Source organism: Picosynechococcus sp. PCC 73109, assembly GCF_001521855.1.
Classification (GTDB): Bacteria; Cyanobacteriota; Cyanobacteriia; order Cyanobacteriales; family MRBY01; genus MRBY01.
Genome location: NZ_CP013998.1, coordinates 1,908,660 through 1,925,506, shown reverse-complemented (window position 1 = coordinate 1,925,506; position 16,847 = coordinate 1,908,660). Strand labels below are relative to the sequence as shown.

The 16,847-nt window shown below is 49.4% G+C and carries 18 protein-coding genes; 9 read left to right on the top strand and 9 right to left on the bottom strand.

Annotated features, from left to right (window positions below; all coding sequences use genetic code 11):
* Positions 1–38 precede the first annotated feature (38 nt).
* The 3 genes from AWQ23_RS09295 to AWQ23_RS09285 form a co-directional block, all read right to left on the bottom strand.
* Entirely contained in the window at positions 39–518 is a 480-nt protein-coding gene (locus AWQ23_RS09295; protein ID WP_062434734.1) for a PAM68 family protein, read from the bottom strand.
* A 15-nt stretch (positions 519–533) separates the two neighbouring features.
* Positions 534–803: a 30S ribosomal protein S15 gene (gene rpsO / locus AWQ23_RS09290; protein ID WP_012307434.1), complete on the bottom strand. Its 270-nt coding sequence runs from the start codon at positions 801–803 to the stop codon at positions 534–536.
* A 145-nt stretch (positions 804–948) separates the two neighbouring features.
* Complete coding sequence (locus tag AWQ23_RS09285) at positions 949–1,545, bottom strand: phycobiliprotein lyase (RefSeq protein ID WP_030006376.1); 597 nt, start codon at positions 1,543–1,545, stop codon at positions 949–951.
* A 228-nt stretch (positions 1,546–1,773) separates the two neighbouring features.
* Between AWQ23_RS09285 and AWQ23_RS09275 the strand changes: the two genes are divergently transcribed.
* The gene (locus tag AWQ23_RS09275) at positions 1,774–1,938 is read left to right on the top strand and encodes an NblA/ycf18 family protein (RefSeq protein ID WP_030006375.1); all 165 of its coding nucleotides are present in this window, start codon (positions 1,774–1,776) and stop codon (positions 1,936–1,938) included.
* Between the two features lie 123 nt (positions 1,939–2,061).
* Here AWQ23_RS09275 and AWQ23_RS09270 read toward each other — a convergent pair whose 3' ends face one another.
* Positions 2,062–2,544 (bottom strand): Tab2 family RNA-binding protein, encoded by a 483-nt coding sequence (locus AWQ23_RS09270; RefSeq protein ID WP_062434728.1) that lies wholly within the window; start codon positions 2,542–2,544, stop codon positions 2,062–2,064.
* Between the two features lie 34 nt (positions 2,545–2,578).
* Positions 2,579–3,526, bottom strand: coding sequence for an NAD-dependent epimerase/dehydratase family protein (locus tag AWQ23_RS09265; protein WP_062436618.1), 948 nt, complete (start codon positions 3,524–3,526; stop codon positions 2,579–2,581).
* A gap of 126 nt (positions 3,527–3,652) precedes the next feature.
* Here AWQ23_RS09265 and AWQ23_RS16340 point away from each other — a divergent pair, with 126 nt between their 5' ends.
* The 3 genes from AWQ23_RS16340 to AWQ23_RS09250 all read left to right on the top strand — a co-directional run bounded on the left by AWQ23_RS16340 (position 3,653) and on the right by AWQ23_RS09250 (position 5,254).
* A complete protein-coding gene (locus tag AWQ23_RS16340) occupies positions 3,653–3,907 on the top strand; it encodes a ribbon-helix-helix protein, CopG family (protein WP_012307429.1) in 255 nt (84 codons plus the stop codon).
* Positions 3,904–4,314: a type II toxin-antitoxin system VapC family toxin gene (locus AWQ23_RS09255; RefSeq protein WP_062434726.1), complete on the top strand. Its 411-nt coding sequence runs from the start codon at positions 3,904–3,906 to the stop codon at positions 4,312–4,314. The genes AWQ23_RS16340 and AWQ23_RS09255 overlap by 4 nt, the downstream gene beginning before the upstream one ends.
* Positions 4,315–4,420: 106 nt before the next feature.
* On the top strand, positions 4,421–5,254 hold the full coding sequence (locus AWQ23_RS09250; protein ID WP_062434723.1) for a DNA-formamidopyrimidine glycosylase: 834 nt from the start codon (positions 4,421–4,423) through the stop codon (positions 5,252–5,254).
* Between the two features lie 13 nt (positions 5,255–5,267).
* Here AWQ23_RS09250 and sufR read toward each other — a convergent pair whose 3' ends face one another.
* Positions 5,268–5,924, bottom strand: coding sequence for an iron-sulfur cluster biosynthesis transcriptional regulator SufR (gene sufR, locus AWQ23_RS09245; protein ID WP_030006369.1), 657 nt, complete (start codon positions 5,922–5,924; stop codon positions 5,268–5,270).
* Between the two features lie 178 nt (positions 5,925–6,102).
* Here sufR and sufB point away from each other — a divergent pair, with 178 nt between their 5' ends.
* From sufB to AWQ23_RS09225, 4 genes are all read left to right on the top strand, one after another.
* Positions 6,103–7,542, top strand: a complete 1,440-nt coding sequence (sufB, locus tag AWQ23_RS09240; RefSeq protein ID WP_012307425.1) for a Fe-S cluster assembly protein SufB — start codon at positions 6,103–6,105, stop codon at positions 7,540–7,542.
* 66 nt (positions 7,543–7,608) lie between these two features.
* Positions 7,609–8,382 (top strand): Fe-S cluster assembly ATPase SufC, encoded by a 774-nt coding sequence (gene sufC / locus AWQ23_RS09235; protein WP_062434719.1) that lies wholly within the window; start codon positions 7,609–7,611, stop codon positions 8,380–8,382.
* A 2-nt stretch (positions 8,383–8,384) separates the two neighbouring features.
* A complete protein-coding gene (gene sufD, locus AWQ23_RS09230; RefSeq protein ID WP_157072213.1) occupies positions 8,385–9,743 on the top strand; it encodes a Fe-S cluster assembly protein SufD in 1,359 nt (452 codons plus the stop codon).
* Positions 9,744–9,800: 57 nt separating this feature from the next.
* Positions 9,801–11,063, top strand: a complete 1,263-nt coding sequence (locus AWQ23_RS09225) for a SufS family cysteine desulfurase (RefSeq protein ID WP_062434716.1) — start codon at positions 9,801–9,803, stop codon at positions 11,061–11,063.
* Positions 11,064–11,113: 50 nt separating this feature from the next.
* Here the strand turns inward: AWQ23_RS09225 and AWQ23_RS09220 are convergent, their stop codons facing one another.
* Positions 11,114–11,872 carry a hypothetical protein gene (locus tag AWQ23_RS09220; RefSeq protein ID WP_062434713.1) on the bottom strand — a complete coding sequence of 253 codons (759 nt, stop codon included), beginning with the start codon at positions 11,870–11,872 and terminating at the stop codon, positions 11,114–11,116.
* A gap of 282 nt (positions 11,873–12,154) precedes the next feature.
* On the opposite strand from AWQ23_RS09220, the gene speA reads away from it, so the two are divergent.
* Positions 12,155–14,089 (top strand): biosynthetic arginine decarboxylase, encoded by a 1,935-nt coding sequence (speA, locus tag AWQ23_RS09215; RefSeq protein WP_062434709.1) that lies wholly within the window; start codon positions 12,155–12,157, stop codon positions 14,087–14,089.
* Positions 14,090–14,185: 96 nt separating this feature from the next.
* Here speA and AWQ23_RS09210 read toward each other — a convergent pair whose 3' ends face one another.
* On the bottom strand, positions 14,186–15,322 hold the full coding sequence (locus AWQ23_RS09210) for a CO2 hydration protein (RefSeq protein ID WP_041443893.1): 1,137 nt from the start codon (positions 15,320–15,322) through the stop codon (positions 14,186–14,188).
* Positions 15,323–15,353: 31 nt separating this feature from the next.
* Positions 15,354–16,835, bottom strand: a complete 1,482-nt coding sequence (locus AWQ23_RS09205; RefSeq protein ID WP_062434706.1) for an NADH-quinone oxidoreductase subunit M — start codon at positions 16,833–16,835, stop codon at positions 15,354–15,356.
* Positions 16,836–16,847 lie beyond the last annotated feature (12 nt).

Here is a 16,847-nt window from a genome sequence, read left to right as displayed (position 1 = left end):
TTAAGCTCGGAAACCCTGAAAAACCAAGGGTCTAAACTTTAAGATTTGCTGCGGGCTTCCCGGCGACTGGCACGCCAGGCTTGAACCATCCGGCCGAGGTTCAGACTAAATTCCTCCCAACCGAGACGGCTCCCCGGACGATTTTCATCCCAGGATGTGGAGAGAATGCCGTAGCTCAGCCCCACAACCCCCAAACCGAAACAGCCTAGGCTCACCAGCAGCACAGCAATGGTGGGCAACTCCAGCAGTTCGCGGGAAACAATATAGTAGGACACCACAAAAGATGTGATCCCCATAGCCGTGGGAATCCCGGAGAATAAGGCCATCCGACGAATCATCCGTTTGCTCACTGCATCGGGGATCGCCGATAAACTGGCCTCATCCTTTGGCGATCGCCTAGGTGCATTTGATCCTGAACTAGACTGGGTCGTTGCCGTTGCTGGGGGCTTTTTGGGAGCCTTTTGCTTCGTTTGCTTTGGCTCGAAGGGGAGTCGATCTCGCTTCGGTTCAGAGGACATGGGTTGGGTAAAAACTTAACGACGAATTCCGAGGCGACCAATCAAGGTTTGATAACGTTCTTGGTCGTTGGATTTAATAAATTGTAAAAGGCGCTTCCGCTTCCCAATCATTTTTAACAAACCACGCCGGGAGGAATGGTCTTTTTTGTTGACCTTGAGGTGTTCGGTCAGTTGGTTAATGCGCTCCGTGAGGAAGGCCACTTGGAGATCCGCAGACCCAGTATCAGTTTCGTGTACCTGATACTCGCCCATGAGTTCCTGTTTACGCTCTTGCGTTAAAGCCATAATCTGTTTTTGTAGAAAATAAAATACAAATATTGCAGTCTATTATGCTAACACTGTTTGCTCCGAAAGCCTATGGACAGGCGGAATCTTTTTGACCACAGCAACACGGATATCCCTGTGGGGCAAAATGGCCGAAAATTCCCCACTACCAACCGCTAATAGCGTAAAGGGGATTGGTTTCCGCAGCCGCAGTCGCCGTTGCCGAGGATGTCTGGATACGCTCTTCCATACAAAAAGTCGTTGTGTTAAAGCCCCCAAAGCGTTTTACGGTGCTGGTGCGCAGGCGTAGATCCGGGTTGGCGAACCAAAACCGTTCGTAGATCGTCATGGTTTCGTATTCGGTGGTCAGAACGAGGCCATCTTCGTGATCTAGATGATATTCACCAGCGACGGGGACGATTTCCGCATAGCCGCGCTCCCGCAGCAGTTTTCCTTGGCGGGGGTTGTCAGCATCGGGGATGAGGGCAAAAACAGTGCTACCTTCGTGGTTTTCATCATCTTTGTCCCATTGCATCGTGCCAGCCCAGGTGACATAGGAGCCGCCGACGCTGAGGCTAGCGTCCATGTCGTGCATCTGGCAAATTTCAATGATGCGGGGATCGTCTTTTTCGAGGGTTTCGACTTGGATATTAGAACCACCGGATTCGGCCCGTCGGAAGGGCAGGTGGTGGGTAACGCGTCGAGACTGCCATTGTCCGGCACTGTATTGGAAAAATTCCTTGGCATCCGCAAAGCTTTGCATATCGAAAAATTGTCCTCTGGGTCTTGGCTGATTACAAAAATATCGTTTTATCGGTGTTTGTTAAAAATATCTTTCAGCTTAACGAATTTCGGGCCGCTCCCTGGAAAATAGGCGATCGCCCCATTGTTTCTTTTTGTTTCAATTTTGACAGAATGATTGACAGAGGTTAGATTAAATGCAGTAGAGGCATTCGCAATATTCGCCAGAGCTATTGGCAAGGAGCTGCCCATGTCCCCGGAAACCAATTTGACCCTCGAACAAAGGCTACAGGTGCAAATCTTTGAAACCCGTACCCAAGACCTGAGCCTGGAGCAAGCCCAAGAATTTTTAATGGAAATGTTTCGGCAAATGCTGGTGAAAGACAACCTGTTCACCAAGTTAACGGAAAGCTAGACCCAGGTTTAGGTGTCTAGGAATAGTATTGAAAAAAACTGTCGGCGATCGCCCTTCTCCTATTCCTCTCAGGTGGCGATCGCTTTTTATTGGGATTTTTTGTGGGCAAATTTTTGCTAATCCCTAAGCTTTTAGGAGCCAAAGGGCAGTGTGAGTCACATCGGAATCGTCCGGTTGGATCAAGAGAAAATGTAACCCCTGGGCCTGCTGGAGCCGTTGTTGATAACGTTGTCCGGCGCTGGCGATCGCCACGTCATGGAAAGTCATGATCACCCACCGTTGGGTATCGGCCCCGGTAAGGACAAGTCCGCCCGCGAGGTTGGCCTCCGTTTCCTGGTAAAAAACCGTTTGGGGTTGCTGTTCCTGGAGCCACTGGGCCAACTGCATCGACTGCCTGCCGCCATAGATAATCGTCCCCGGAATCAACACATTAGAAGCTAGCCCTAATTTCACCGGCTGCAACTCCTCCGGCAGTGACAAAATTGGAATCGGGCGATCGCCAAACAAATCCCAAAAATCTCCAGCGGGAATGCTGCCAAAACGCCAATTTTCACCCAAAAGTTCATCGGGCAAAGGTTGGGGGGGAGCGGGTAAATTTTGCGCCATAATCAATTCGCCTCAGGGATTGTTTTCATACAAACTAATACAGACTTTGAATCCAGTCCCATTCTCGCCGCAGGCCCTCACTGAGTTTCACCTGGGGGTCATAACCCAAAATCGTTTTCGCCTTGGTCACATCGGCGCTGGTATGTCTGGCATCTCCCCGGGCGCGATCGCCATAGTTTCGTGGAATTGGTTTGCCAACGATCTGGTCAATTTCATCGAGCACATCATTTAAAATCACCCGACTGCCACCGCCGATATTGAAAATTTCGCCAATCGCCTTTGGTTCCTGGGCTGCCAAAAGGTTCGCCTGTACTGCGTCGCTGATATAAGTAAAATCACGGGTTTGTTTCCCATCGCCATAAATACCAATACTTTCACCCAGGATTGCCGCCCGGAAAAACTTATGGAAAGCCATATCGGGCCGTTGTCGGGGGCCATACACGGTGAAATAACGCAGGGATGTGACCGGGACAGCGTAATTTTTTAAATAAAGCCAGCAGAGCCGTTCCGCCGCTAATTTTGTGATGCCATAGGGAGAAACGGGCTGGGGACAGATGGTTTCTGGGGTGGGCATGGTTTCCGCATCGCCATAAACCGAGGATGTACCCGCATAGACAAAACGTTCTAAAGTACCGACCTTTTTCGCCGCTTCGAGCATCACCTGGGTGGAATTAATATTTCGTTCGGTGTAGTCCCGAAAGCCGATGCCCCAACTGGCCCGTACTCCGGCTTGGGCTGCCTGATGGTAAACCACACTCATACCTTTCAGCAGATCTTCCCAATCGAGATGCTGGATATCTGCTTCGATGAGTTGGAAATTTTGGTACTGAGCGAGGGCGGCTAGGTTTTTACGCTTGAGGGTTGTGTCGTAATAGTCATTCACCTGATCAACACCTACCACTGTAATCCCCTGCTGGAGGAGAGTTTCTGCGAGGCTAGAGCCAATAAATCCCGCAGCGCCTGTGACAATGACCTTCGACATGATGATGTTCGGGGGGGGAAAAAATTTGATGTTTCCAAAATAGAGGATGCGGTTAGGCGATCGCAAAGTTTTTTTCAGCCATTAGCACTCCCCCAATTTTGTTGTATTACAATATGCAATACGATAATGGTGTTGTTGATGATTACCCTAAGACTTGACCCAGACCTAGACAAAATAGTTAGTAATACGGCCAAAAATTTAGGCATCACAAAATCTGAACTAATCCGCAAAAGCCTAGTTGAATACATTCACAATCTCGACCAACAAAGTGCTTGGGAAACTGGCAAAGATTTGTTTGGCAAATATAGCAGTGGTAGAGATGATTTATCTTCCTGTCGAAAAATGCTCCTAAAAGAAAAGCTTAAAGCGAAGCGAGCATGAAAAAGATTCTGATTGACTCTGGGCCGCTGATTGCCCTGTTTGATGCGTCGGATAAATATCATCCAAAAGCCTTGGAATTCATTAGAAACAATAATCTGCCGCTGATCACAACGATTGCCTCAATCACAGAAACCCTCCATCTGTTAGATTTCAATCGCAATGCACAAATTGATTTTCTGGAGTGGATTAGTAGAGGTGGTATAGAAATTTATCAAATTGAAAACCATGATTTTCAGCGGCTACGGGAACTGACAGAAAAGTACCGTGATTTACCCATGGATTTTGCGGATTCTTGCTTAGTGCTTCTCGCAGAAAAATTAAATTTAGATACCGTCGCCACCATTGACCGCGATTTTTCTATTTATCGGATTAAGGGCCGGAAAAAATTTAAAATCATCCTTTCCTAAAAAATGCAGAATTAATTCTTCATTCAGTAACGCAAGTCTCGTCCAAGTTGCTCCGCCCCTAAAAAACTGCTTCAATCGGCAAAGGCAACATCGTTCAGGGAAATCCATGCCAGAACTACCAGAGGTGGAAACCGTTCGTCGCGGTTTGATGCAGATTAGTGTAAATCAGCGGTTTACAGGGGCAGAAATTCTCCTCCGGAAAACCCTAGCCCATCCTGTGGATCCTGATCACTTTCTAGGGGCAATCCAAGGCTTGGTTATTCAAGATTGGCAACGGCGCGGCAAGTATTTACTCGGAAAATTATCGGATGGCTCAACCCTTGGGATTCACCTGCGGATGACGGGGAAATTTCTCTGGACAACCCCGGATGTGCCTGTGCAAAAACATACTCGGATGCGGTTTTTCATAGAAGGCGATCGCGAACTGAGATTTGTTGACCTGCGCACCTTTGGGCAAATTTGGTGGGTACCAGCAGGAACTATTGTGGAATCTGTAATTACGGGATTGACACGCTTGGGTGTGGAACCCCTTTCCCCAGATTTTACGGCGGATGTGCTAGCTACTTGCTGCGAAAAGCGCCAGCGGCCAATGAAAACGTTTTTACTTGACCAAAGCATCGTGACTGGCTTGGGCAATATCTATGCTGACGAAGCGCTGTTTAAATCTGGCATCCATCCCACCCGCAAGGCTAGCAGCTTAAAGATATCGGAAATCGAGAAGCTCCATAAAGCGATTGTTGAAGTGCTGGAAACTTCTATTGCCCAGGGCGGCACCACCTTTAGCGATTTTGTCAGCACCACGGGCACCAACGGCAACTATGGCGGTATGGCCCTCACCTACGGGCGCACGGGAGAACCTTGTCGCGTTTGCAGTCATCCCATCGAACGGATCAAACTCGGTGGACGATCGACCCATTTTTGTCCCCAATGTCAGAGCTAATGTTTTTGTTTGATTAATCTTTGGCTTGGATGATGTAGCCGCACTGGTGTTCCCCTTCGTTGATCCATTGAGTGCGGGTTACGGTGCAGTCGGGTAAAACTTCTTCAAACATCTCCAGTTCGTTACCACAGACCATCGGAAAGGATTCGGCCACATCGGCGATCGCACAATGATGTTCCGTCAATAAAAAGCCATCGTGACCGTGGTCTGTCGCCGGAATGACCTCCGCCATGTAGCCTTCTTCTTTGCGTAAATTGACCAAACGGGCTAAACGCTCTGGCAAAGAACCATCCCCAAGGCGATCGCGGTAACTGTGGGCCTTCTTTTGCCATTGTTTGCGGAGCACTTCCTTAACTTGCTCTTCCCCCGCCGTCTCTGCCAAGGTATCCAAAAAAGACACCGCAAAATCGTTATAGCGGTTCGGAAAGCGATCGCGGCCGGCCCGACTCAGACCATAAAAATAATTAGGACGCCCCAAACCCTCCTGCTTTGCCCGGTGTTCAATGAGGCCTTCTTCCTCTAGATCTTTCAGGTGACGTCGCACCGCCTGGGGGCTAATTTGTAAAGATTTCGCCAACTGCACAGCCTTAACTTGACCATGTTTCAATAAATATTCCAAAATGTCATGCTTCGTTGAACGGGTTTCGGCGCGGGTGTCAGAAAGGGTCATGGATAAGCCGTTAGACAAGATCTACCACAAATATTTGACAACTTTTTTGTTGTTAAAGTACCTTGAATAGAAACTAAAACAACCAAACAGTTGTTAAACTAATCATATCGCGTTTTCTTAATCCGACAACGCCAAACCCAGAAAGCATTACCCATTCTGTAGAGAGACTGACCCCAGCATGAGTGCGACCGTCAAAACCCTTGTCAATCAGCCCTATAAATATGGTTTCGTCACAGATATCGAGACGGAAAAAATTCCCCGTGGCCTCAGCGAAGATGTCGTTCGCTTAATTTCCGCCAAGAAAAACGAACCGGACTTTATGCTGGAGTTTCGTCTCAAGGCTTACCACCAGTGGCTTAAAATGGCTGAGCCAGAATGGGCCCATGTTAAATATCCCCCCATCGACTACCAGGACATCGTTTACTACGCTGCCCCCAAAAAAGAAACTAAAAAAATCGAGAGCCTAGACGAAATTGATCCGGCCCTCCTAGAAACGTTTGAGAAGCTAGGCATCCCCCTTTCAGAACAAAAGCGTCTATCCAATGTCGCTGTAGATGCCGTTTTTGATAGCGTTTCCATTGCGACCACCTTTAAAAAAGACCTCGCCAAACACGGTGTAATTTTCTGCTCCATTTCCGAAGCACTGCAGGAATACCCAGACCTGGTCAAAAAATATCTCGGTACCGTTGTGCCCACTTCTGACAACTACTTTGCGGCGCTCAACTCCGCCGTGTTTAGTGACGGTTCCTTCGTCTTTATTCCCAAAGGCGTGAAATGCCCGATGGAGTTGTCCACCTATTTTCGGATCAATGATGGGGAAACAGGTCAATTTGAACGGACGCTGATTATCGCCGAAGAAGGTGCCTCCGTGAGCTATCTCGAAGGTTGTACCGCACCGATGTTTGACACCAATCAGCTCCATGCTGCTGTGGTCGAACTGGTGGCCCTCGACAACGCTGATATCAAATATTCCACCGTCCAAAACTGGTTTGCGGGGGACGAAGAGGGCAAAGGCGGTATCTACAACTTCGTGACGAAGCGGGGCCTCTGTAAAGGTATCAATTCTAAGATTTCCTGGACTCAGGTAGAAACCGGCTCGGCGATCACCTGGAAATACCCCAGTTGTGTCTTGCTCGGCGATAACTCCGTGGGTGAATTTTATTCCATTGCTTTAACGAATAATCACCAGCAGGCCGACACGGGCACCAAAATGATCCACATCGGTAAAAACAGCCGTAGCACAATTATTTCTAAAGGCATTTCGGCAGGCAAGTCGAAGAATAGCTACCGGGGCTTGGTGAAAATGCACCCCAAAGCCGACGGAGCGCGGAACTATTCCCAATGTGATTCGATGCTCATTGGCGATACAGCAGAAGCGAATACCTTCCCCTACATCCAAGTGGATAATCAAAATGCCAAGGTGGAACATGAAGCCTCCACTGCAAAAATTGGCGAAGAGCAGCTCTTTTACTTTGCCCAGCGGGGGATCGCCGAAGAGGACGCCATTTCAATGCTTGTTAGTGGCTTCTGTAAGGACGTGCTCAGTGAGTTACCGATGGAATTTGCGGCTGAAGCGGATAAACTTCTCAGCCTCAAACTCGAAGGCACTGTTGGGTAGTTTCAAACCTCAATTATCAGCAAATAAGTATTCGTTTTTTAGTTCAGAAATAAGCAATTGAAGGCAATGAGTGACGTTATTTTAGCGATTAAAAATTTGACCGCGACCGTCGATGGTCAGCCGATTCTCAAGGGCGTTGATCTAGAGATCAAAGCAGGGGAAATCCACGCAATTATGGGCCGGAATGGTTCAGGAAAAAGCACCCTGTCAAAAATTATTGCGGGGCACCCTGAGTATGAAGTCACTGGTGGCGAAATTATCTACAAGGGCGAAAACCTCTTGGAGAAGGAAGCCGAAGAACGGGCTTTAGATGGTATTTTCCTCGCGTTCCAATATCCGTTAGAAATTCCTGGGGTGAGCAACCTTGATTTCCTGCGGGTTGCCTACAATGCCAAGCTCAAGCATCAGGGCAAAGAAGAGATTGATGCCTTTGATTTTGAGGATTTGATCGAAGAAAAACTCGAAGTGGTCAAAATGAACCCCAGTTTCCTCGAAAGAAGCTTGAACGAAGGTTTTTCTGGGGGCGAGAAAAAGCGCAACGAAATTTTACAGATGGCCCTATTAGAACCGAGTTTAGGCATTTTAGATGAGATTGATTCTGGCCTCGATATTGATGCACTGCGAATTGTGGCGGAAGGGGTTAATCAATTGGCAACACCCGATAATGCGTTTCTTTTGATCACCCACTACCAACGCCTATTGGATTACATCACGCCTCAGTTTGTCCATGTGATGTACGATGGCCGGATTGTGAAGAGTGGCGGTAAGGAACTTGCCCTGGAATTAGAAGCAACGGGCTATGATTTCCTCGATCAAGAACTGGCTGCGGGGGTTGTGTAACTATGTCTAGCAGTACCATGACAGCGGCGATCGCCTTTTCCCAGAGTCAACCCACAGAAGTCGATCCCAATCTGGAAAAATTTCTCGAATTACTTGACCGAAACCAATCAGCGGAATTTCAAGCCATTCGCGATCAAGGCCTTGAAAAAGTTCGCCAAGGAAAATTCCCAAGCCGACGGGATGAAGCCTGGCGGGTAACAGATTTATCGGTGCTCAAAAATACGGCTTTTCAGGCGGCGCAACCGACAACCCCAACGGCGGCAGATTTGGAAGTTTTCGCCCTACCGGAAACAGCCAACAGTCGTTTGGTATTTGTGAATGGCCACTATGCCCCCGACCAGTCCTGCGTTTCGGGATTACCTGACAACGTTTTTGTCGGCAACTTCACGGCATTAGCGGCGGATCAAAAAGTGGCGATCGCCAAATATCTTGGCCAGCAGACCGAGCAACTGGATGTGTTTGCCGCCCTCAATGATGCAGGTCTTGGGGATCTCGCCATTGTTTGGGTGCCGAAAAATACCGTTGTTGAACAGCCAATCCAACTGCTATTTGTCGGCAACGGTGCGGATCAACCGATGGCTATGCAGTCCCGCTGTCTCGTGATTGCGGAAACGGGAGCCCAGGCCAATGTGGTGGAATATTACGGGGCGATCGCCCAGGGTTGCACCGATCAAGATACCCACCGCTATTTCAACAATGCTTTAACGGAAGTCTGGGTGCAGGCCAATGCCCGCCTTAACCATGTGCGGGTACAACGGGAAGCTGGGGGTGCGATTCATCTCGGTAATACGGCGATCGCCCAAGCCCAAGACAGCCATTACCAACTCACAGAAGTTAATTTTGGTGCCCAACTGAGTCGCCATACCCTGACCCTGACCCAAAACGGCCCCCAAACAGAAACCGTTCTAAAAGGGTTAACCATGGTTGGCGCCGAACAACTCAGCGACACCCACACCGCCGTTTATCTCCAGCATCCCTACGGCAGCGTCGATCAACTACATAAATGCATTATTGACGATGCGGCCCGGTCTGTTTTCAACGGCCAAATCCATGTGCCTCAGAAAGCGCAAATGACCAACGCGGCCCAACTGAACCGTAATTTGCTGCTGTCTCCCAAGGCCAAAGTCGATACCAAACCCGAACTGCAAATTACCGCCGATAACGTGAAATGTGCCCACGGCGCCACCGTCAGCCAACTGGAAGCCGAGGAAATTTTCTACCTCCGTAGTCGCGGTCTCAATGACTATGATGCGCGCCATTTGCTGATTGATGCCTTTGCTGCGGAAATTCTCGATACCGTGGCGATCGCCCATTTACAGCAGGCCCTTACGGGTTGTGTTGCCTGTCGCACCGTTGACTAACTTGTAAATTACCGCCCCAACTGTTCCCGCTCACCCATCCGACCCAGTGAATCCCTTATGATCACAACCCAACCGAAACCCCTTGCCGAACAGGTTCGTGACGACTTTCCCATCCTGCATCAAACCGTGCACGGAAAGCCACTGATCTACTTCGATAACGCTGCCACCTCCCAAAAGCCCAAGGCCGTCCTCGATGCGTTGCTGCATTATTACCAGCAAGATAATGCCAATGTTCACCGGGGGATCCATAGCCTGAGTGCCCGGGCAACGGATGGCTACGAAGGGGCACGGGATAAAGTCGCCCGGTTTATCAATGCGGCCAGTCGTGATGAAATTGTTTACACCCGCAATGCCAGTGAAGCGATTAATCTTGTCGCCTACAGTTGGGGGTTGAGTAATCTGGGGCCGGGGGATGAAATTATCCTGTCGGTAATGGAACACCACAGCAACATTGTGCCTTGGCAAATGATCGCGGCGAAAACTGGGGCTGTCTTGAAGTATGTGCCGTTAACCCAGGATGAGACCTTTGATTTTGAGCAATACCAAGCGCTACTTAGCGACAAAACGAAGCTAGTCACAGTGGTTCATATCTCCAACACCTTGGGCAATGTAAATCCGGTGACGGAGATCATCCAAGCGGCCCGTAAATATGGCGCCAAAATTCTCATTGATGCCTGCCAGAGTTTGCCCCATATGCCCGTTGATGTGCAGCAAATGGACTGTGACTGGCTCGTCGGCTCTGGTCACAAAATGTGTGCGCCCACGGGCATTGGTTTTCTCTATGGAAAACGGGATATTCTCGAAGCGATGCCTCCCTTCTTGGGCGGTGGAGAAATGATCGCTGAGGTCTTCTTTGATCATTCTACCTACGGTGAACTGCCCCACAAATTTGAAGCGGGAACCCCAGCCATCGGTGAGGCGATCGCCCTTGGAGCGGCGGTGGATTATCTCTCTCAAATTGGGATGGATCGCATCCATGCCTACGAAGCTGAACTCACTGCCTATCTTTTTAAGGGACTCCGGGACATCCCGAACCTAAAAATTTATGGCAAACAACCCGATGCCCAGGGGGAAGGTCGGGCGGCCCTCGCGGCCTTTAATGTTGCTGGTGTCCATGCCAATGACTTAGCGACCCTCCTCGACCACGACGGCGTTGCCATTCGTTCCGGCCACCACTGTACCCAACCCCTCCACCGTCTGTTTGATGCCTCTGGCAGTGCCCGCGCCAGCCTCTATTTTTACAACACCACCGCTGAAATCGATCAATTCATTGTTGCCCTGAAGGACACCATTGATTTCTTTACCAGCATGGGTAGTTAATGAAGCATACTTCTCAAATCTCCCTAATTTTCTCTAATTGCTAGAGATTATCAGGCAATACTACGAAAACTCACATTGTCTCCTTCTTCTGACTGTTTAAAGAGGAGTAGCGGTGTGGGTTTTGCTTTTTGATCCCATTCAATGGTGACGACACGCCCTTGCACCGTGGGCTGCCAATAGTCAGGGGCTTCACTGGGATTGAGGAACTTTTCGAGACAATCAATAATTTGTTCAACGGTGATGCTGCTAGCTTGGGCGGGAAGTTTTGTAAGGCTAATATTTACGCGAAATAAAACCCCCTCTTGACGTTGACCTTCTCGATTAATCGTGTCGTAATAAACATCAAAAATTTCATCCACGGGGCGACCACTGGTGGCGATCCCCACAGTGGCTACATCGGCGGTACTGGGGCGTAGGGCAACGCTGATAATTAGACGCACCTTAATTTTGAGCTGGTTCACAATCACGTAGTGGAACTGATCTTCTTCCATCCGCATCCGGAGGTAATCGAGGTTAAATTCCCGGGAGTGTACCAAATCCGGATTGCTTTCCATTTTCTTGATGGTGTTCAGGGCTAACTTGAGTTTTTTCCTGAGATCGTTGATTTTGTAACGATTGAGCTTGGCTTCTTTTTTGTGCTTTTGATTAATGCCACGAATATAGAACAAAAGACCTAGGGTAGTGCAAAAGAAGGCTGAAGCAAGGGCAATCCATAGGGCAATGCCACCAAAGGTCGGGCGATCTAAGGTTGTAATCGGTGTGGGCTGTTGCGCGATGATCGGCTTTGTGGAAGGGAGGGTTGGCGGCATATGCAAGGATAAACGGAAAATTTTAGGATGAAGGTATGGCCAGAAGTTATTAACAGATTAACAAGGGTCGGTAGGGTCTGTTTCCAGAAGTATAGAAAAAATTTAGAACCATGGAGAGTTCATCGGCCACAATTGGCGGCGGGGCGATCGCCGAATCATTCCCCAGCATTTTCACAAAAACATTGTGTATGATGAGGCGTCTCTGGGAAAATAAGAGAGTGGCAATTTTCAAAAATTGTCCAGGCCCGGCAAAAATTTAATGGAATAGGTTGCAAACCCACGATGAACAAAGCCCTTGGTTGTTTGGAGCAGTCAGTGAATACCCGTTGGACAGTGGCGCATAGCGAGACGTTATACCAAGTGGCAGGGTGGGGGGAACCATATTTTTCGATTAACAACCAGGGTCATGTGCAGGTGTCTCCCCTTGGGGACGCAGGGACGAGTATTGATCTATTTGAGCTGGTAGAATCCCTCAAACAGCGAAACATTGGTTTACCCTTCTTAATTCGTTTTCCGGATATTCTCCGCGATCGCATTGAACGGCTCCAGGACTGTTTTGCGACGGCGATCGCCCGGTATGACTATCCGAACCATTACCGGGGTGTGTATCCGGTCAAATGCAATCAGCAGCGCCATTTGGTAGAAGATCTTGTGGAGTTGGGGCGCACCCACCACCTGGGCCTAGAAGCGGGTTCTAAGCCAGAACTCATGATTGCGATCGCTCTGTTAGAACCAGAGGCCGATCAAGAGCGACTGCTCATTTGCAACGGTTATAAAGACCAGCATTACATTGAAACGGCCCTCCTGGCGACCCAATTGGGACACCGCGCCTTGATCGTGATCGAACAGCCGGAAGAATTAGACTTGGTGATTCGGGCGAGTCAAAGTTTGGGCATCCGGCCGATGTTGGGCATTCGCGCCAAGCTTGCCAGTCGCGGCATTGGTCGTTGGGGGGGCTCCTCTGGCGATCGCGCTAAATTTGGGCTAACTATTCCGCAGATTTTGCGGCTCGTGGAAAAACTACAGGCAGAGGAAATGCTCGATTGCCTGCAATTGTTGCACTACCACATCGGTTCCCAACTTTCCTCGATCAGTGTTGTTAAGTCTGCCATCCGAGAAGCCTCACAAATCTATGTGGAACTGGTAAAACTCGGCGCTCCCATGGGCTTTTTGGATGTGGGCGGCGGTCTCGCGGTGGACTACAGCGGCTCCAAGAACAATTTCCCCTCCTCGAAGAACTACAATATGCAAAACTACGCCAACGACGTGGTGGCGACGGTGCAGGATACTTGCGATGAAACCAACGTGCCCGTGCCCGTGCTGGTAAGTGAAAGTGGGCGGGCGATCGCCTCCCACCAGGCCGTGTTAATTTTTGATGTCCTCGGCAGTAGTGAAGTTGATCCGATTTTGCCCCCGAAGCCCGACTATAAAGAGCATTTGGTGCTGCGTAATTTGCGGGAAACCTACGACACCATTACCCCAGAAAATTACCAGGAAAACTATCACGATGCCGTGCAATTCAAAGACGAAGCCATCAGCCTGTTTAATTTGGGCTATCTCAGCTTAGGCGATCGCGCCAATGCCGAGGAATTGTACTGGTCTTGTTGTCAAAAGATTTTTTCGATTATCCAAGGGCAAGCCAGCATCCCCGAAGACTTTGAAGAACTTTGGCAAAATATGGCCGCCCTCTACTATGTGAATTTGTCTGTGTTCCAATCGGTGCCGGACAGTTGGGCCATTGATCAGCTTTTTCCGATTATGCCGATCCACCGACTCCACGAAGAACCTACAAAAAAAGGCATCCTGGCAGATTTAACCTGTGATAGCGACGGACGTATTAACCGTTTTATTGATACCAAGGCCGAAAGTAAAAATCTTCTTGAACTGCATCCTCCCAATGGTCAGCCTTACTATCTGGGTCTCTTTTTAATGGGCGCTTACCAAGAAATTATGGGCAACCTCCACAACCTGTTTGGCGATACCCATGTGGTGCACGTGCGTCTGACTGATGACGGTTACCACCTCGAACACCTCGTAGAAGGGGACACGATCAAAGAAGTTTTGCAGTATGTGCAATATGACGTGGCCGATCTCCTCGAAACAATGCGGTGTCGCACCGAGAAAGCCCTCAGTGAAAAACGCCTAACCCTCCAGCAGTCACAGCTTTTGATTAACCATTATCGTCAAAGTTTAGAGAGCTACACCTACCTCCACTAATCATCCGATCAGCGCACATTCACAAGGAATCTGTATTTACTCCAAGCCCAAATATTGACTTGTTTTTCTACAGGATAAGAAAAGCAGCCGTTCTCTCTATGCTTGGCTATTAACAGCTTTAATTTGAGAACTTAAGAGGCGATCCATCCAATGTTCAAAAAATTCACGGTTTGCCTGTTGCTCAGCGAGGGTTTTGGGTTCTAACCCGTGGGGAGCCAGCCCCATCAAAGCCGCACTGGTCACACAGAACATTGATTTTTGGAAGGTTTGGCAAATTTTAACCCGCAAATCCTGCTCTTTGCGCAGGGTGCCCATATAGTAATCCCAGAGATAATCGGGTAAGAAGTGGCGCATATCTTGCATCAACAGAGTCGGCGGAATCCCCGAACCACCAATGGGTAATGGGTCGGCATAGAGGGCCCCATAGGTAAAGATTCCTTGTTCGGCGGGGACTTGGGCGGCCTGGGCATTGTAGGAGATGGTGCCAGCAAAGGGAGTTCCCCGGAAGAAAATCGCTTCGACGTAGGGAACGGCGGTATCCATCAGGAAAGTTAAACCCGCAGATTCTGGGATCAACTCATACACTTCCCCTTTGATTTCGACCTTGTAGGTGATGGGACGGCTGGCATCAGCCACCAATCCGGCTAGGACATGGTTGGTCACGTCGGCGGTGGTTTTGATTTCGCCGGCATCGTAGCGATCGCTCAAGTCGAGAAACATATCACTCATGACGCGCCAAAACTGACCCAAGCCTGTGTAGTAGGCCATTTGTCGGGTTTGCTCTAGGAGAAAATCGGGGAAGAGTTTATTCAAACCCAACATGAAGGGATTATTTTTCCAGCGGGCGGCGATCGCCTTTTTGGCGGCCTCAATAAATTCTGGCGTGTCGAGGTAGGCATCTAAACCCCCCCCACCATGCCAAAACATCGACTTCATGCAATATTCGGCATATTCAAAGTTAATCCGGTCATGCCACCAATGTTTCAGGAGGCGATCGCCCGTTAATTGGCCGTTGAAATACTTAAAAAAGGGAAAAACATTGAGAAATTGCGATTCGGCCACATAGTTCAGATTATTCGAGTAGGCATCTAAGACCACCCCATAACTCTTGAGGATGCCCACTACTTCCATCACATTTTGATCGCTATTTTCCAGCATCGGTAAACCTTGCTCAAGGCGATGAATGAAAGGGGCAAGGGGATGCCGCGAAGGCTCTAAAACAGCAGTGACCATATTCATATCCACAATTCTTAAACGCTTACTCTTACTTTAAAGAAATTTCAATAGCTGTCGGGGATGCCACCAAGGCCGCCGTGTCGATCTCACTCCAGCGCACCAGCCACTGGGGCTGCAACCCAAAGACAAACAGTAATATCACTAACATAACCGCCGGAAACTGATCCGCCCAATTGACCGGGGACATATTCGTCAGTTCTGGGGTCAAGCGGCCAAAAAAGACCTTATTAATCATCAGCAGAAAATACACTGCTGTGAGACCTGTCCCCACCATACACAGGAGAGTCGCCACTGGATACACCGGAAAGCTGCCCCGAAAAATGAGGAATTCAGCGATAAAGCCCGCCATTCCCGGCAAACCCGCACTGGCCATGACCCCCAGGATCATCAAACTACCCGTCAGAGGCAGACCCCGTTCTGGGGTGAGCAGTCCCCGTAGATAATCGACATCCCGACTGCCCGTTTTTTTGTAGACAATGCCCACCAACAAAAAGAGCAGCCCAGAGATTAAACCATGGCTGACCATCTGGATTTCTGCCGCTGCCAAACTTAAGGGGGTCGCCGCCGCCGCCGCCAGCAGAATAAACGCCATGTGGGCAATGGAGGAATAGGCCACCACTTTTTTCATGTCTTTTTGGGCGATCGCACAGGAAGCCCCATACAAGGCACTGATTGCCGCCCAGATCGCTAGCCAAGGGGCCACGACAGCCCAAGCCAGGGGAAATAGGCCAATCCCAAACTTCAGTAGACCGTAGGTACCAACTTTGAGGAGCACCCCCGCCAAAATCACCGATACAGGGGTAGATGCTTCGACGTGGGCATCCGGGAGCCAGGTATGGAAAGGCAGAAACGGAATTTTGATCCCAAAGCCCACCAAAATGCCGCCGAGGAGAACTAATTGGGTCGTCAGGGGCAACAAATCACTGTGGAGGGCACTGTAGGCAAAGGTATTAGATTCTGTGAGGAAGGCCAGACCCAAGAAAGAAGCCAGAATTAAAATTCCGGAAACGGCTGTGTAGAGCAAAAATTTAATGGCGGCATAGCCTCGTTTTTTGCCGCCCCAAATCGCAATGAGGAAATATAGGGGGATAATTTCAATTTCGTAGAACAGAAAAAAGAGCAGCACATCCTGGGCCAAAAACGCCCCATTGACACTCGCCTGCAAGAGCAAAAAGAGGGCGTAATAAAAGCGAGGGCGGTGCAGATCCTTCGGACTAATCCAGAGGGCTACTAGGGTCAACAATGCATTGAGGGCAAGGAGGGGCAACGATAAACCATCAACACCGAGATCGTAGTTTAGGCCCAACCACTCAATCCAAGGATAATGTTCGACAAATTGGAGGCCGGCGATCACCACATCATAATGGAGCCCCAGCCAAGCTGTCCAAACAAAAACGAGGGCAGCCGCTCCCAGGGCCATCGTCCGGGAAAACTGATTTTTTTCTCCCTGGGGGAGTATCGCCACCAACAGAGCTCCGACCAAGGGCAGCCAAATTAAGGCACTCAGCATTCTTTCCTCCAA

What these genes read in the sequence shown, in the direction of transcription:
- AWQ23_RS09295 (WP_062434734.1), bottom strand. Translation starts at nt 518, where the DNA reads ATGTCCTCTGAACCGAAGCGAGATCGACTCCCCTTCGAGCCAAAGCAA.
- rpsO (WP_012307434.1), bottom strand. Translation starts at nt 803, where the DNA reads ATGGCTTTAACGCAAGAGCGTAAACAGGAACTCATGGGCGAGTATCAG.
- AWQ23_RS09285 (WP_030006376.1), bottom strand. Translation starts at nt 1,545, where the DNA reads ATGCAAAGCTTTGCGGATGCCAAGGAATTTTTCCAATACAGTGCCGGA.
- AWQ23_RS09275 (WP_030006375.1), top strand. Translation starts at nt 1,774, where the DNA reads ATGTCCCCGGAAACCAATTTGACCCTCGAACAAAGGCTACAGGTGCAA.
- AWQ23_RS09270 (WP_062434728.1), bottom strand. Translation starts at nt 2,544, where the DNA reads ATGGCGCAAAATTTACCCGCTCCCCCCCAACCTTTGCCCGATGAACTT.
- AWQ23_RS09265 (WP_062436618.1), bottom strand. Translation starts at nt 3,526, where the DNA reads ATGTCGAAGGTCATTGTCACAGGCGCTGCGGGATTTATTGGCTCTAGC.
- AWQ23_RS16340 (WP_012307429.1), top strand. Translation starts at nt 3,653, where the DNA reads ATGGTGTTGTTGATGATTACCCTAAGACTTGACCCAGACCTAGACAAA.
- AWQ23_RS09255 (WP_062434726.1), top strand. Translation starts at nt 3,904, where the DNA reads ATGAAAAAGATTCTGATTGACTCTGGGCCGCTGATTGCCCTGTTTGAT.
- AWQ23_RS09250 (WP_062434723.1), top strand. Translation starts at nt 4,421, where the DNA reads ATGCCAGAACTACCAGAGGTGGAAACCGTTCGTCGCGGTTTGATGCAG.
- sufR (WP_030006369.1), bottom strand. Translation starts at nt 5,924, where the DNA reads ATGACCCTTTCTGACACCCGCGCCGAAACCCGTTCAACGAAGCATGAC.
- sufB (WP_012307425.1), top strand. Translation starts at nt 6,103, where the DNA reads ATGAGTGCGACCGTCAAAACCCTTGTCAATCAGCCCTATAAATATGGT.
- sufC (WP_062434719.1), top strand. Translation starts at nt 7,609, where the DNA reads ATGAGTGACGTTATTTTAGCGATTAAAAATTTGACCGCGACCGTCGAT.
- sufD (WP_157072213.1), top strand. Translation starts at nt 8,385, where the DNA reads ATGTCTAGCAGTACCATGACAGCGGCGATCGCCTTTTCCCAGAGTCAA.
- AWQ23_RS09225 (WP_062434716.1), top strand. Translation starts at nt 9,801, where the DNA reads ATGATCACAACCCAACCGAAACCCCTTGCCGAACAGGTTCGTGACGAC.
- AWQ23_RS09220 (WP_062434713.1), bottom strand. Translation starts at nt 11,872, where the DNA reads ATGCCGCCAACCCTCCCTTCCACAAAGCCGATCATCGCGCAACAGCCC.
- speA (WP_062434709.1), top strand. Translation starts at nt 12,155, where the DNA reads ATGAACAAAGCCCTTGGTTGTTTGGAGCAGTCAGTGAATACCCGTTGG.
- AWQ23_RS09210 (WP_041443893.1), bottom strand. Translation starts at nt 15,322, where the DNA reads ATGGTCACTGCTGTTTTAGAGCCTTCGCGGCATCCCCTTGCCCCTTTC.
- AWQ23_RS09205 (WP_062434706.1), bottom strand. Translation starts at nt 16,835, where the DNA reads ATGCTGAGTGCCTTAATTTGGCTGCCCTTGGTCGGAGCTCTGTTGGTG.